The following is a 14,629-nucleotide window of genomic DNA, read 5'->3' on the forward strand; positions in this document are numbered from 1 at the left end:
CACCTCGATTGCGGAGCGCCCGGTAAAGCCTGGCGCGCCTCATGGCCCGACGCGACGGCCATTTGGCGTTCTCTTCCCGTCCGCCGACCGTACTCCTTCGGCCCGGCGCGGATCAGCCGCCGGGCCGCCGGAAAGCCTCCGCGGCTAGGGCAGGACGCAGTCGCGGAGGGGGGCGGCGAGGTCGGAGATCCGGGCCACGTCCATCCGTCGCGCGGCCTCGATCAGCCGCCGTCCCTGCACGAGGTCGCGGGGCCGGTCGACGGTCAGCACGGCGGCGAGCCTATCGTCATCGGTGAGCCAGCAGGCCGCCCACTTCCGATCCGATTCGGGCTTTCCTCTCAGGATCAGGCGGCCGCCGTCGCGGCATCCGGCGAACTGCACCATCCGTCCGAACTGCTCCGACCAGAAGTACGGGACGGGGTCGTACACCGCGTCCTCGCCGAGCAGGCTGGCGGCGGCGGTGTCCGGGGCGCCGAGCGCGTTGTCCCAGTGTTCGACCCGCATCCGCCTGCCGGACCTGCGCGACCACCAGTTGGCGCAGTCGCCCACGGCGACGACGCCGGGCACGGAGGTGCGCAGGTGCTCGTCCACGACGACGCCGTTGTCGAGCTCCACGGCCGAGCCCTTCAGCCAGTCGACGGCGGGACGTACGCCGACCCCGGTCACGACGACGTCCGCCGGGATGCGGGTGCCCGACATGAGCGTCAGGCCGTCGGGATCGACGGAGCCGACCACGGCGCCGAGCCGGAGCTCGATGCCCGCCTCGGCGTACCAGCCGGTGGTGTACGCGCCGGCGGTGGCGCCGAGGGCCGCGGCGAGCGGGGCCTCGCCGCCCTCGACGACCGTGACGGCGCACCCGGCCTTCGCCGCCGCGGTGGCCACCTCGGCGCCGACCCAGCCGGCGCCGATGACGGCGACGCGGGCGCCGGGCACGAGCCGGGAGCGCAGCTCGATGGCGTCGTCGATGGTGCGCAGGACGTGTTGCCTGCCCTCGCCGCGCAGCCGGATGGGCGTGGCGCCTGTGGCGATGACGAGCCCGTCGAACGCGAGCTCCCCTTCCGTGGTCTCCAGCACGCCGGCGCCGAGCCCCTTGGCGGCGGTCCCGAGGAGCAGCCGCACGTCGAGGGCGTCCAGGTCGGAGTCGACCACGGTGGAGTCGGTCTCTCCGAGCAGCACCGCCTTGGAAAGGGGCGGCCTGTCATAGGGGCGATGACGTTCCTCGCCGATCAGCGTGATCCGGCCGGCGAACCCATGGGCTCGCAGGGCCTCGATGCTCCGTATCCCGGCCAGGCCGGCACCTACCACCACGACGTGATCCACGCCCTGACCCTAGATCGGCCACCGGGGCACCCGCCAATGGAGATTTGGTAACGAGTTGAGCAAGTAGCCCGCACGAGCGGCATCGACCGTGTTGTGCGTGACACTCCCGATCAAGACTAGTCTTGAGGCGTAAGACGCGCGGGAGCCCGGTGAGCCGGGCTGAGAGGAGAGCGTACGGAGCGGCGAGGGCCGCAGTGAGCGAAGTGGCAGGCGAGGAACGAGCCTCCCGCGAAGCGAACGAGGACCCCGAGCGCGACCGTGTGACAGCTCTCGACCGCCAGAACACCTGATCCGGGTAATGCCGGCGAAGGGAGCGCAAGGTGCGTGGCTACGAAGTGGTCGTCGTGGGCGGTGGCGTGGTGGGTCTGTCGGCGGCCTGGCGTGCCGTCCGGGGCGGCCTTTCCGTCGCTGTTGTGGATCCGGATCCGGGGGCAGGGGCGTCGCACGCGGCGGCCGGGATGCTCGCCCCGGTCAGCGAGGTGACGTACACCGAGGAGCCGTTGCTGCGGCTGGGGCTGGCGTCGCTGGAGAAGTGGCCGTCCTTCCGGGACGAGCTGCAGGAGGAGAGCGGTGTCGATATCGACTACCGCGCCGAGGGCACGCTCGAGGTCGCGTACGGCCCGGACGACATGGCCTACCTGGAGGATCTCGCGGCGTTCGAGGAGACGCTCGGTCTGCCGGTGGAACGGTTGACGGGCCGCGAGTGCCGGAAGCTCGAGCCGATGCTGTCGCCGTCGGTGCGCGGCGGGCTGCTGGCCGCGGGCGACGCGTGGGTGAATCCGCGTCTGGTGATGCGGGCGCTGCTGGCGGCGTTCGAGCGGGCGGGCGGCACGCTGGTGCGTGACCGGGTGACCGAGCTGGTCGTGGACGGGGGCGAGGCCCGCGGCGTACGGCTGGCGTCGGGTGAGGAGCGGACCGCGGACCGTGTGGTGATCGCGGCGGGGTCCTGGTCGGCGTCGCTCGCGCCCGGTCTGCCGGTGCGGCCGGTCAAGGGCCAGATCCTGCGGCTGCGCGGCCCCAAGGACTTCCTGAGCCGGTGCGTACGAGGGAAGGTGCACGGGTCGCCCGCGTACCTGGTGCCCAGGGGCGACGGCGAGATCACGCTCGGCGCCACCGTCGAGGAGCTGGGGTTCGATGATCGGGTGACCGCGGGCGGCGTCTACGAGCTGCTGCGCGACGCGCGCGAGCTGGTCCCGGGCATCACGGAGCTGGAGCTGGCGGAGACGACCGTCGGTTTCCGGCCCGGCACGCCCGACAACCTGCCGCTGATCGGCCCGGCGGTCGCGCGGGGCGTGATCGCGGCGACCGGTCACCACCGTGGAGGCGTACTGCTCGCGCCGGTCACCGCGGAGGCGGTTACGGCGTTCCTGACCGGCGGCGACGTGCCCGACGCCGTCCGGTCCTGCGATCCGGAAAGGGGCCTGCGATGAAGGTGACGATCAATGGAGACGCCGGTGAGCTGCCCGACGGCACGACCGTGGCACAGGCCGTGCGTACGCTCACGGCGATGACCAGCGGCGTCGCCGTGGCGGTGAACGACGTGGTGGTGAGCAGGGGCGCCTGGGAGTCGACCTCGCTGACCGAGAACGACCGGGTCGAGGTGCTGACGGCGGTGCAGGGAGGATGACGGTGAACGACGAGGACGATGTGCTGGTCATCGGCGGGGAGAAGTTCTCCTCCCGGTTGATCATGGGCACCGGCGGCGCCCCTTCCCTGGAGGTGCTCGACCGGGCACTCGAGGCGTCCGGCACCGAGCTGACCACGGTCGCCATGCGGCGGCTGGACCCGGCGGTCCAGGGGTCGGTGCTCGACGTGCTGCGCCGGCGCGGCATCAAGGTCCTGCCGAACACGGCGGGCTGCTTCACCGCGGGCGAGGCCGTGCTGACCGCGCGTCTGGCCCGGGAGGCCCTGGAGACGAACTGGGTGAAGCTGGAGGTCATCTCCGACGAGCGGACCCTGCTGCCCGACCCGATCGAGACGTTCGACGCCGCCGAGCGGCTGGTGGCGGACGGCTTCGTCGTGCTGCCGTACATCGGGGATGATCCGGCGCTCGCCCGCAGGCTGGAGCAGGCGGGGTGCGCGGCGGTGATGCCGCTGGGCGCGCCGATCGGGTCCGGTCTGGGCATCCGCAACCCGCACAGCATCGAGCTGATCGTCGAGGCGGCGTCGGTCCCGGTGATCCTCGACGCGGGTCTGGGCACCGCGAGCGACGCCGCGCTGGCGATGGAGCTGGGCTGTGACGCCGTGTTGCTGGCGACGGCGGTGACGCGCGCCCAGCGGCCGGAGCTCATGGCCTCCGCGATGCGCTCGGCGGTCGAGGCGGGACGGATGGCGCGGCTGGCGGGCCGGATCCCCCGGCGGCGGTATGCGGAGGCGTCCTCCCCCTCGCTGCCGGGGTTCGCATAACGTTCCGCCCCAAGGTCCGCATTACGGTCCAATTCGGTCACAGTCTCGTAGCCGAAAGGGCCTACCCGTGACAAAGGACCCGTAAACTCAGGCGGGTGGACACGTCGTTAACCGACCCGTTGGTGGGGCAGCTGCTCGACGGACGTTACCGCGTCGAGTCGAGGATCGCCCGGGGCGGCATGGCCTCCGTTTACCTGGCGCAGGACACCCGGCTCGACCGGATGCTCGCCCTCAAGGTGATGCACCGCTCGCTGGCCGAGGACCCGAAGTTCGTCCAGAGGTTCATCGGCGAGGCCAAGTCGGTCGCGAGCCTGTCTCACCCCAACGTGGTCCAGGTCTTCGACCAGGGCATGGACGGATCCACCGTCTATCTGACGATGGAGTACGTGCCGGGCAAGACCCTGCGCGACGTGCTGCGCTCGCGCGGTCCGCTGCCCGCCCGGGAAGCGCTCGAACTCATGATCCCCGTGCTGGCCGCCCTCGGCGCGGCCCATCAGGCGGGGCTCATCCACCGGGACGTCAAGCCGGAGAACGTGCTGCTCTCCGACGACGGCCGGGTCAAGGTCGTGGACTTCGGCCTGGCCCGGGCCGTCGAGGCGAGCAACCAGACCAAAACCGGCATGATGATCGGCACGATCGGTTACATGTCGCCCGAGCAGGTGACCTCGGGGGTCGCGGACGCCCGCAGCGACGTCTACGCGGCCGGGGTCATGCTGTTCGAGCTGATCACCGGGCGTCAGCCGTACGAGGGCGAGACCCCGATGTCCATCGCCTACCGGCACGTGCACGACAGCGTGCCCCCGCCGTCCTCGATCGTCGCCGGCATCCCTCCGCAGGTCGACGCCCTGGTGGCCGCGGCCACCGCCAGAGACCCCGCACGCCGCCCCGCCGACGCGACCGCCATGCTGGTGGCCGCCGTCGAGACGCATCGCACGATGCCGCGTGGGCCGGCCGGGCGGGGCGCGGCGCCGGGCGCTCCGGGAAGGACGGCCGGCGGCGCGCACAGCATGCCGGGGACGCACAGCCATCCCGGGGTGTCCAGGACGTCCGGCGTGCACAGCGCACCCGGAACGCAGAGCATGCCGGGCACGCACAGCATGCCCGGAACGCACCCCTCGTCGCCCGGAAGGCACAGTACGCCTGGGATGCCGGCATCCGGGATCCAGGCGTCCGGGATGCAGACGCCTGGGATGCACGGCTCGCCCGGGAGGCAAGCGCCCGGGATGCACGGTTCGCCGGGGATGCACGGCTCGCCGGGCGCCGCCACGACGTCGTACGCCACCCGCGGATCGGACCTGGCCGCGCACACCATGATCCAGCCGAAGCACGAGATCGCGACGACGGAGACGCGCAAGCCCCGACTGCAACGGCGATCGACCTGGTTGCTCGTCGGCCTCGTCGTGGTGATGCTCGGCGGCATCGCGTTCAGCGGCTGGTGGTTCTCCCGGGTGGAGACCAAACGGGTTCCCAACCTGCTGAACCAGCAGATCGTGGCGGCCCGCCAGCAGGCGGAGAACGCGGGCTTCGTGGTCAAGCTCGGGGAGCCCAGGTTCGACGAGAAGGTCGGCAAGGACCTGGTCCTGGAGATCTCGCCCGCTCCCGGCAGCGAGGTCGAGGAGGGGTCGCAGCTGACCTTCGTGGCGTCCATGGGCCCGGAGACCGTCCCGGTGCCGAACGTCGAGAAGCTCAGCGTGGGCGACGCCAAGGTCAAGATCGCCGAGGCCGGCCTGGAGGTCGGCCAGGTGAGCACCGTCTCCAACAACGCCGTCGAACGCGACGCCGTCATCGGCACCAAGCCGCCGGTCGGCAGCCGGGTCAGGAAGGGCGAGACGATCAACCTGGTGGTCAGCGCCGGCCTGCTGATGCCGGACGTCTCGAAGATGATGAAGGACCAGGCGGTGCAGTTCCTCCAGGAGCGGGGCTTCCAGGTCCAGGTCGACGAGGCGGCCGACGCCAACCCGCCGGGTACGGTCATCGCGCAGGATCCGGCCGCGGGTGCCCCGGTGGCCGGAGGTGCCGGCGTACGGCTGACCGTCTCCAGGGGGCCGGACAACGGCTGGCACTGGCCGTGGGAGACCGACCCGTCGATCTCCGCCCCCGACTTCGTGACCGTCCCCAACGTGCTCTTCAAGGACGTGGGCGAGGCAAAGGGCGAGCTGGAGGCCGCGGGGTTCGCGGTGGAGACCCGCGCCCTGGCCGGCGGGCAGCGCGTCCTCGGGCAGAACCCGACCGGTGACCAGCCTCGGGGGACGACCGTCATCCTCTGGCACTGACGCCCACCGTTGAGGAGCCCGTCCGTCCCGCGAAGCCGGGGTGGGCGGGCTCTTCCGCTCAGGAGAGCAGGGAGCCGAGCAGCCGCAGCCGGGCCAGCCCTCCGTCGGGGAAGATGTCGATCCGGGCGTGGGTCAGCGGTCTGTCGTCGTCGAGGCGGAACCGGTGCCGGGTGTCGGGCTGGAGCCGCGTCTCCGGCAGCAGGGTGAACCAGGCGTGCTCGTCGTCGAGCGCGGCCGACCGGCCGTCGATGCCGCGCAGCGCGGCCGCGCCCGGGGCGTTGTACAGGAGGTTCGTGGTGTCCAGCTCGGCCACGGCGACGGTGCCCGGCCCGGCGAGGGCGACGATCAGCCAGTCGTTGCCTCCGTCGCGCCGGCGGGCGGTCTCCCAGCCCTCGGCCTGGTTCCTGGCGAGCCCCGGCGCGAGCACGTTCTCGGGCGAGGAGTAGAACTCGTCCGAGCAGGCGACAACGCGCGCCCCGTTCTCCAGCGCGGCCAGATCGACGGTCAGCCCGGACAGGAGCCGCGGATCCGGCACCACCTCCCCGTGCACGCGCAGCCGGGCCACACCGCCGTCGGGGAAGACGTTCACCCGCACGTGCGTGAACCGCCGCGGGTCGGTCACCTCGAACTCGTGCACGGTGTCGCCCGTGAGAGCGGCGCGCGGCACGATCTCGACCCACCCGGTCAGCTCGTCCGGCGCCGGGTAGCCGTCCGCCGTACACGCCTCGACGGACGCGAACGGCGGATAGTTGCCGGTGAACCAGGCGGTGTCGATCACGAGCGACCTGATCACACCGGGCAGGCCGAGCCGTACCACGGCCCATTCGTGACCGGGCTCGCGCCGCCTGCGGGTCTCCCACCCGTCGTAGACCTGGCCCTTGGCGCCGAACGTGCGGGGACGGAACTCCGGCCGCCCCGGCCTGATCAGCGCCTCCTTGGCGGCGAACGACTCGTCGCTCGCCGCGACCACCGAGCCTCCGTACGTGCGGAGCGCGAGGTCGGGGAGCCTGCCGTGCCCTCTCATCCCATCCCCTCCCGGGCGAGGAGCCGGCCGCGCGGGGCGCCGCCGCCGGCCGGTCGGCCGCGCAGCCACGTGCGGACGACGACCCCCGTCAGCGTCCTGCCGTCGTAGGGCGTCACCGGGTGCCGGTGGTGCAGCGCGGCGGCGTCCACGGTGAACCGCCCCTCCGGGTCGAAGGCGACCAGGTCCGCGTCCGCTCCCGGCCTGATCGCCCCCTTGTACGGCAGGCCCACCAGCGCCGCCGGCCCCTCCGCCATCCACCGTGCCACCTCGCTCAGGCCATAGCCGCGTTCTCGCGCGGACGTCCAGACGACGGGGAGACCGAGTTGCAGCGAGGAGATCCCGCCCCAGGCGGCGGCGAAGTCGGGCGCCTTGAGGTCGGGCGGGGACGGCGAGTGGTCGGAGACGACGCCCATCAACAGCCCGTCGGCGAGTCCCCGCCAGAGGCCGTCGCGGTTGGCGGCCTCCCTGATCGGAGGGCAGCACTTGTAGGCGGGCCCGCTGACCTCCTCGGCGGTCAGGGTGAGGTAGTGCGGGCAGGTCTCCGCGCTGATCCGCACGCCGTCCCGGCGCGCCGCCCGCAGCACGTCGAGGCAGGACGCGGACGACACGTGGACGATGTGAGCGCGGGCGCCGGTCTCGGCGGCCAGCTCGACAACCTGCGCGACGGCCCTGCGCTCGGCTTCCGCCGTACGGGATGCCAGGAAGTCCCGGTACGCCGGGCCGGGCGGGTCGGTGAGGAGGGCCGGATCCTCGGCGTGGACGATCATCAGCCCGTCGAACGAGGCGAGCGTCCGCAGGGCCTCCCGCAGCCCGGCGCGGTCCAGGGCGGGGAACTCGTCCACGCCGGACGGCGAGAGGAAGCACTTGACGCCGAAGACCCCGGCCCGGTGCAGCGGCTCCAGCTCACCCTCGTTGCCGGGAACCGCTCCGCCCCAGAAGCCGACGTCGACGTGGCACCGGCCCTCGGCGGCCTGCCGCTTGATCTCCAGGGCGGCCACGCTCACCGTGGGCGGCAGCGCGTTGAGCGGCATGTCGACCACGGTCGTGACTCCCCCGGCGGCCGCCGCCCTGGTGGCCGAGGCGAACCCCTCCCAGTGCGTACGGCCCGGCTCGTTGACGTGGACGTGGGTGTCGACCAGGCCGGGAAGCAGCGCCACCTCCCCCAGGTCCACCGTCTCCCGCGCCGCCCCTTCCCGCCGGTGTTCGAGCGAGTCGTGCGGGAGCAGCGCCGCGATCTTCCCGTCCCGTACGGCCACCGCGAGCGGCCGCACGCCCTCCGGGGTGACCACCCGCCGGGACCGCACGACCAGGTCGAACTCGGGCTCGCCGGGCAGTGGGCCCCCGGGCGTTCCCGGCGCGGGAACTTCCGCCGCCCCGGGAGCGAGGGGCTCAGTCATGGCGGGACGGACCGGGTCGGATCATGCGGAACCTCCGTTGGCTTCGTCGTGACCGCCGCGGCCGGCGGACGGTGGCAGGTGGTCGGACGCGATGAGCGCGGCCAGGCGCTCCAGCAGCGGCCCCGGCTCGGCCATGCACCTCTCGACGTCGGGTTCGAGGTCGGTCAGCGCGTACGCCCGGGAGATACCCGCCGAGCGCAGGTCCTCGTCCGAGATGGACCGGCGGCCGCAGACCGCGACGACCGGGACGCCGTGCTTGGCCGCCGCCGCGGCCACCCCGAGCGGGGCCTTGCCACGTAGGGACTGCGCGTCGAGCGCCCCCTCGCCGGTGATGACCAGCCGGGCGCCCTCGACGTGCCGGTCGAACTCCAGCAGGCCGAGGAGGTACTCGATGCCGGGGCTGATCTCGGCGTGGAGGAAGGCCAGCGCGGCGAAACCGACGCCTCCGGCCGCCCCGGCCCCGGGCCGTCCGGCGACGCCCATCGCGCGGACGACCCCGTCGTGCTCGCTCGCCCCCACCACGCCGTGGGTGTGCGCGGCGACGGCGGCGAGCCGGGCCAGTCCGGCCTCCAGCACCGCCACGTCCTCGGGCTCGGCGCCCTTCTGCGGGCCGTACACCGCCGCGGCTCCGTGCGGGCCGAGGAGGGGGTTGTCCACGTCGCTCGCGACCACGAACTCGACGTCCGCGAGCCCCCGCCCGGAATGCCGGTGATCGTGCCCGTGCTCATGCCCGTGCTCATGCCCGTGCTCATGCCCGTGCTCATGCCCGTGCTCATGCCCGTGCTCATGCCCGTGCTCATGCCCGTGCTCATACCCGTGGCCATGCTCGTGGCCATGCTCGTGTTCATGCCCGTGTTCATGCCCGTGAGCGTGGCCGGAGCCGAAGGCCGAGATGTCGATGGTCGCGAGCCTCCGGAGGGCGGCTCCGCCGGGCGGCAGCTCCTCGCCGTTCTCGTCCAGCAGCCGGGCGCCGAGCGCCTGGAGCATGCCCGCGCCGCCGTCCGTGCATGCGCTGCCGCCGAGGCCGAGCACGACCTCGCGGGCGCCGTGCCGTACGGCGTGGGCGATCAGCTCGCCGGTTCCGTAGCTCGTGGCGGTCAGGGGCGCGGGCCCGCCGGGCAGCCGCCGCAGGCCGGACGCCTCGGCCAGCTCGATCACGGCGATGCCGTCCCGGACGGCGTAGGAGGCGCGGACGGGATCGCCGACGGGGCCGGTCACCTCGACCTCGACCCGGGTGAAGCCGCAGGCGACGACCGCGTCCACGGTGCCGTCACCGCCGTCGGCCACCGGGATCCGCAGGGCCGGCACGTCGCCCAGCCCCGCGGCCACCCGCGCGGCGACCTCGGCGGCGGTCAGCGACCCCCTGAACTTGTCCGGCGCGATGACGACGTGGTCCCTCATAACTGCTCTCCAAAGTCCGGCGAAAGATAGCAAACGTTGACGATCCATCATCGTCGAACGGCGGCGCCCGGCGATGACCGGCGGGTGCCCGTCACAGGATCGCGGCCGTCAGGCGCCGATGCGCCGCCGCCCCCGCCCTGGCGGCCTCCGCCGCGGGCACGGTGCGGAGTTCGCCGTCCTCGACCAGCGTCCGTCCGCCGGCCAGCAGCCGGGCCAGGGGCGGCGAGCCGCCGTACGCGAGGGCGACCACCGGGTCGTCGATCGCGGCGAGGAAACCGTCCATCCGCCACAGGGCGACGTCGGCCAGCTTGCCCGGCTCCAGCGTCCCGATCTCCGCCGCGCGGCCGAGGCAGCGCGCCCCGCCCAGCGTGGCGAGTTCCAGCGCCTGGCGAGCGGTCAGGGCGTGCGGGCCGTGGCGGGCGCGCTGCGTCAGCATCGCGGTCCGCATCTCACCCGCCATCGTGGTCATCTCGCTGGACGCGGCGCCGTCCACGCCGAGGCCGACCGGAACTCCGGCGCGCAGCAGGTCGGGTACGCGCGCGACGCCCGAGCCGAGACGGCCGTTCGACGACGGGCAGTGCGCGGCGCCGGTGCCGGTCTCGGCGAACCGCCGGACATCCTTGTCGGTCAGGTGGACGCAGTGCGCCAGCCAGACGTCGGGCCCGAGCCAGCCGAGCTGGTCGAGGTACTCCACCGGCAGGACCCCGAACCGCTCCTTGCAGTGGTCGTCCTCGTCCAGGCTCTCGGCGATGTGCGTGTGCAGCCGTACGCCGTGGGAGCGGGCGAGCTCGGCGGAGCGGACCATCAGCTCGCCGCTCACCGAGAACGGCGAGCAGGGCGCGACCGCGACCCGGAGCATCGCCCCGAAGGACGGATCGTGATATTTCCGGATCGCGTCCTCGGTGGCGGCGAGGATCTCGTCGATGTCCTCCACGATCTCGTCCGGCGGCAGACCGCCCTGTGACCGGCCGAGATCCATCGACCCCCGGCACGGATGGAACCGCAGGCCGACGGCGCGGGCCGCCTCGACCTCCGCGTCGAACAGGTCGCCGCGCCCCTTCGGGAAGATGTAGTGGTGGTCGGTCGTCGTGGTGCACCCCGACGCCGCCAGCCAGGCGAGCCCCGCCGTGGCCGCGCCGTGCATCACCTCGGCGTCCATCCGGGCCCACACCGGATAGCTGGCGACCAGCCATTCGAACAGCGTCCCATCAGGGGCGATCCCCTGCGCGGCCCACTGGTAGAGGTGATGGTGGGTGTTGACCAGACCGGGTGTGGCCAGGCAGCCGCTCCCGTCCACGCGCACGGCGCCCGCCGGTACGGCGTCCGCCCGGCCCGGCCCGACGGCGACGATGCGATCCCCTTCGATCACGATGTGGCCGCCGGGGATCTCCGCACCGGCCACCGGAGCGATGTACGCGTTCTCGATGACCACGCTCGGCCGTCCCCGGTCAGTCATCGGCCCCTCCCGGCACGGCTCGCGCGTCCTCCGCGGCGGCGCGGGCGTGCACGCGCTCCGCGGCCAGCCGTACGGCGTCGAGGATCTTCTCGTATCCGGTGCACCGGCACAGGTTGCCGGCCAGCGCCTCGCGGATCTCGGCGTCCTCGGGCACCCGCGAGGCGCTCGCGATCAGCGAGTGAACCTGCACGATCAGCCCGGGCGTGCAGAACCCGCACTGCACGGCTCCGGCCTCGACGAAGCAGCGCTGCACCTCGTCCAGCCCGTCGAGCCGCGGCCCGGCGACGCCATCGGCGTCCGGGTCCGGCCGCGGGTTCCGGTCGTGAGCGCCGCCGCGCCGTCGGGCGCGTCCCTCGGAGAGCCCCTCGACGGTCACCACCTCGCGCCCCTCGGCCTGGCCCGCCGCCACGAGGCACGCGCAGACCGTGATCCCGTCGAGGTAGACGGTGCACGATCCGCACTCGCCCTGCTCGCAGGCGTTCTTCGCGCCGGGCAGGCCGAGCCGCTCGCGCAGCACGTACAGCAGGCTCTCCCCCTCCCAGAGGTCGTCGGCGACCATCGGTTCACCGTTGACGTGGACGTTCACCCGCATCAGACCTCCCGCTCCGCCCACGCCCAGCCGAGCGCCCGGCGCGCCATCACGGCCAGGGCGTGCCTCCGATAGTCCGCCCGGCCGCGCACGTCGTCGATGGGCGCGGCCGCCTCCGCGACCAGTTCGCCGAACCTGCGGGCCAGCGCGGGATCGACCGGTCCCGCGCCGTCCCAGTCGAGCTCTCCGGCGAGGAACTCCTCGGCCGCGTGGGCCCTGCGCGGGGTGGGGGCTGCGGAGCCGATCCCGGTGCCCGCGCGCCGCGCCCGGAGGTCGAGGGCGACGGCGAAGGAGCAGACCGCGATCACCATCGCGTTCCTCGTGCCGACCTTGGCGAAGCACTGCGGACCGGCGGCCGGGGGGACGTGGACCGCGCGGATCAGCTCGTCCCCCTCCAGCGCGTTGCGCTTCACGCCCGTGTAGAACTCGCCGATCGGGATGAGCCGGGTCCCGCGCACCGACTCGGCCTCGACCAGCGCGCCGGACGCCAGCAGCGGCGGATGGCCGTCTCCGGCGGGCGAGGCCGCCCCCAGATTGCCCGCGAGCGTGCCCCTGTTCCTGATCTGCGGCGAGCCGACGGTACGGGACGCCTGGGCGAGCCCCGGCAGCCACCCGCCCAGTTCCGCGATCAACCGCGTGTACGTGACACCGGCGCCCACGCGGAGCATCGGGGCGGGACCGGCCGTCCAGGACCATCGGGACAACTCGGCGACGGGGTTCAGGTCGAGGAGCGCCGTCGGGCGCCCCTTGTCGAGGTTGATCTCGACCATGACGTCCGTGCCGCCCTGGATCGGCGTCGCGTCCGGCCTGGCGGCCTTCATCGCCAGGGCGTCCTCCCAAGTGGCGGGGCGCAGGAAGTCCATGGCGGTCACTCCCAGGCCGGGCCGGCCGGGGGCGCGTCGTCACGCAGGACCGTCCCCTCGATCAGCCCGTACGGCCGGTCGGCCGCGAGGTAGACCTCGTCGGGATTGTCCAGCCCGAACGGCGCGAGATCGACCAGGAAGTGGTGCCTGTTCGGCAGCGAGAGCCGTACCTCGCAGATCTCGGGGCAGTCGGCGAGAACGCGGGCTCCCATGGCGTACAGCGTCTGCTGCAGGGAGCGGCTGTAGGTCCCGGCGAAGGCGGCGAGCAGCGCCTGGCGAGCGCTCTCGTACGACTTGTCCCAGTCGGTCGGGGCCTCTTCGCCTGCCGCGCCGGTCCCGTCGGGCGGCGTCGCCGTGTGCCGCCAGGACGCGTCGACCGCCGTGGCGAGGATCCGGTCGCCTGTCTCCGGAAGCGTCGTGTACGCGTCCTTGACGAACCCCCGGAACTCGGAGTTCGTCGTGTTGAGCACGACGAGGTCACGCAGCCCGCACACCATCCAGGCGGCCGATCCGTCGTAGTGGGCGACGCAGGTGCGCACCTCGCCGCCCGAGCGGAGGAACGAGTGCCCGGAGCCGGCGTTCCGCTCCCAGGCGTACTCGTCGATCGCGACCCGCGCCCGGTGGACGGACGGCTGGGAGTCCACGAAGTGCCTGGCCAGCAGCAGGGCGAAGTCCTCGATCGCGCCGATGCCGTGCTTTCTGGCGAAGGCGTACACCGTGTTCTTCTGCGCGTCGGTGGTGAGCACGGCCGAGTTGTCGCCGGTCAGGTGGACGTCGTCCATCGCGCCGGACAGCGACGTGCTCACGTTGAGATCTTTCAGGCGGTGGGCGTCCCCGTTCCGGGTGACCCTGACCACCCTGGTCTCGGCCTTGCCGTACCGGTTGGGACCCAGGACGATCACATTAGCTCCCGCGATAGGTCGAGTAGGCGTACGGACTGAGCAGCAGCGGCACGTGGCAGTGGCCGTCGTGCTCGCGAATCGTGAAGACCACGCTGACCTCGGGGAAGAACGCGTCCTCCCCCAGGTACTCCCGCGTGTGGAAGACCAGGCGGTAGGTGCCGGGGCGCGGGTCCGTCCCCTCGACCCACTCCGCGCTCACCGGCGACCACTCCCGGATCCGGCCGTCGTCGTCCGTACGGCCCTCGGCCGCGGCGAGGAAACCGTGCACGGTCATACGCGAGAGCCGCACGAGCACGCCGGTGGCCGGGACGCCCTTGGCCAGATCGAGCACATGAGTGGAGAGGCTCACCCGCCGGTCACCGCCTTCTCCAGCCGGAGCCGGACGATCTCGCCCAGCTCGGCGCGGACGATCTCCCGCTCGGTCTCGTCGTCGTTCCCGAGCCGGGCGAGCAGCAGGCCGAGCATCTCCTCGGCGCTCCTGCCTGTGGCGCGTACCAGGTAGACGTGCCCGAATCGTTCCTCGTAGACGGCGTTTCCCCTGGTGATGGCGTCGAGCACGGCCGGGGACGCGCCGGCCGCGCCGGACTGCTCGGCCCGGGACCACGCCTCCGCGCGCCCGCCGTCCGCCGTCCGCTCGGCCAGGGCGCGCTCTCCGATACGGGGATGCGCCCCGAGCGCCTCCACGATGTCGGCCCAGTCCAGCGCCGCGACCGCGGCCTCGCCGGCCTCCACCAGCGCGGCGAGGTCGGCGTACGGCTGCCGCGCCGCGACGGCGTCCATCCAGGTCGTGGACGCGCAGCAGGAGCGCAGTTCCTCCTGGCTGAGTTCTCGCATGCATGCAGTCAACATCGCCGCGGAGGACGGGTCTAGCAGCGCGGACGGACAACCGCTCAGTCGTGTCCCGGCCGGGGTGCGCCCGTTGCCGCAAATGCTCGGGAACCGGCGGCGGAGCGTCGCGCGACGCAGCACCCCGGACACCGCCCCTTCCGGGCAAATCT

General features: G+C 73.0%; 14 protein-coding genes. 4 read left to right on the plus strand and 10 right to left on the minus strand.

What is annotated here, in order from left to right; genetic code table 11:
- Positions 1-144 precede the first annotated feature (144 nt).
- Positions 145-1,320, minus strand: coding sequence for an NAD(P)/FAD-dependent oxidoreductase (locus ACQP1V_RS30535; RefSeq protein ID WP_433413459.1), 1,176 nt, complete (start codon positions 1,318-1,320; stop codon positions 145-147).
- Between the two features lie 320 nt (positions 1,321-1,640).
- On the opposite strand from ACQP1V_RS30535, the gene thiO reads away from it, so the two are divergent.
- The 4 genes from thiO (at position 1,641) to ACQP1V_RS30555 (ending at position 5,999) form a co-directional block, all read left to right on the plus strand.
- Positions 1,641-2,750, plus strand: coding sequence for a glycine oxidase ThiO (gene thiO, locus ACQP1V_RS30540; RefSeq protein ID WP_433413460.1), 1,110 nt, complete (start codon positions 1,641-1,643; stop codon positions 2,748-2,750).
- On the plus strand, positions 2,747-2,947 hold the full coding sequence (gene thiS / locus ACQP1V_RS30545; protein ID WP_067128282.1) for a sulfur carrier protein ThiS: 201 nt from the start codon (positions 2,747-2,749) through the stop codon (positions 2,945-2,947). Before thiO ends, thiS begins: the two co-directional genes overlap by 4 nt.
- Positions 2,948-2,949: 2 nt before the next feature.
- Positions 2,950-3,726 carry a thiazole synthase gene (locus tag ACQP1V_RS30550; RefSeq protein WP_387408760.1) on the plus strand — a complete coding sequence of 259 codons (777 nt, stop codon included), beginning with the start codon at positions 2,950-2,952 and terminating at the stop codon, positions 3,724-3,726.
- A gap of 95 nt (positions 3,727-3,821) precedes the next feature.
- Entirely contained in the window at positions 3,822-5,999 is a 2,178-nt protein-coding gene (locus ACQP1V_RS30555) for a protein kinase domain-containing protein (protein ID WP_433413461.1), read from the plus strand.
- Positions 6,000-6,057: 58 nt separating this feature from the next.
- Here ACQP1V_RS30555 and alc read toward each other — a convergent pair whose 3' ends face one another.
- From alc to uraD, 9 genes are all read right to left on the minus strand, one after another.
- A complete protein-coding gene (gene alc, locus ACQP1V_RS30560; RefSeq protein ID WP_433413463.1) occupies positions 6,058-7,023 on the minus strand; it encodes an allantoicase in 966 nt (321 codons plus the stop codon).
- The gene (allB, locus tag ACQP1V_RS30565) at positions 7,020-8,420 is read right to left on the minus strand and encodes an allantoinase AllB (RefSeq protein WP_433413465.1); all 1,401 of its coding nucleotides are present in this window, start codon (positions 8,418-8,420) and stop codon (positions 7,020-7,022) included. The genes alc and allB overlap by 4 nt, the downstream gene beginning before the upstream one ends.
- Before the next feature lie 21 nt (positions 8,421-8,441).
- Positions 8,442-9,821 carry a glycerate kinase gene (locus ACQP1V_RS30570; protein WP_433413466.1) on the minus strand — a complete coding sequence of 460 codons (1,380 nt, stop codon included), beginning with the start codon at positions 9,819-9,821 and terminating at the stop codon, positions 8,442-8,444.
- Positions 9,822-9,912: 91 nt separating this feature from the next.
- The gene (locus ACQP1V_RS30575) at positions 9,913-11,277 is read right to left on the minus strand and encodes an 8-oxoguanine deaminase (protein WP_433413467.1); all 1,365 of its coding nucleotides are present in this window, start codon (positions 11,275-11,277) and stop codon (positions 9,913-9,915) included.
- Positions 11,270-11,869: a (2Fe-2S)-binding protein gene (locus ACQP1V_RS30580; RefSeq protein WP_433413468.1), complete on the minus strand. Its 600-nt coding sequence runs from the start codon at positions 11,867-11,869 to the stop codon at positions 11,270-11,272. Before ACQP1V_RS30580 ends, ACQP1V_RS30575 begins: the two co-directional genes overlap by 8 nt.
- Positions 11,869-12,729, minus strand: coding sequence for an FAD binding domain-containing protein (locus tag ACQP1V_RS30585; protein WP_387408753.1), 861 nt, complete (start codon positions 12,727-12,729; stop codon positions 11,869-11,871). Before ACQP1V_RS30585 ends, ACQP1V_RS30580 begins: the two co-directional genes overlap by 1 nt.
- 5 nt (positions 12,730-12,734) lie before the next feature.
- Positions 12,735-13,631, minus strand: coding sequence for a factor-independent urate hydroxylase (gene pucL / locus ACQP1V_RS30590; RefSeq protein ID WP_433413469.1), 897 nt, complete (start codon positions 13,629-13,631; stop codon positions 12,735-12,737).
- 1 nt (position 13,632) lies between these two features.
- On the minus strand, positions 13,633-13,980 hold the full coding sequence (uraH, locus tag ACQP1V_RS30595; protein WP_067128265.1) for a hydroxyisourate hydrolase: 348 nt from the start codon (positions 13,978-13,980) through the stop codon (positions 13,633-13,635).
- Positions 13,977-14,465 carry a 2-oxo-4-hydroxy-4-carboxy-5-ureidoimidazoline decarboxylase gene (uraD, locus tag ACQP1V_RS30600; RefSeq protein ID WP_433413470.1) on the minus strand — a complete coding sequence of 163 codons (489 nt, stop codon included), beginning with the start codon at positions 14,463-14,465 and terminating at the stop codon, positions 13,977-13,979. The genes uraH and uraD overlap by 4 nt, the downstream gene beginning before the upstream one ends.
- Between the last annotated feature and the right edge of the window lie 164 nt (positions 14,466-14,629).

This window comes from Microtetraspora malaysiensis, assembly GCF_050947145.1.
GTDB classification, from domain to species: domain Bacteria; phylum Actinomycetota; class Actinomycetes; order Streptosporangiales; family Streptosporangiaceae; genus Microtetraspora_A; species Microtetraspora_A malaysiensis.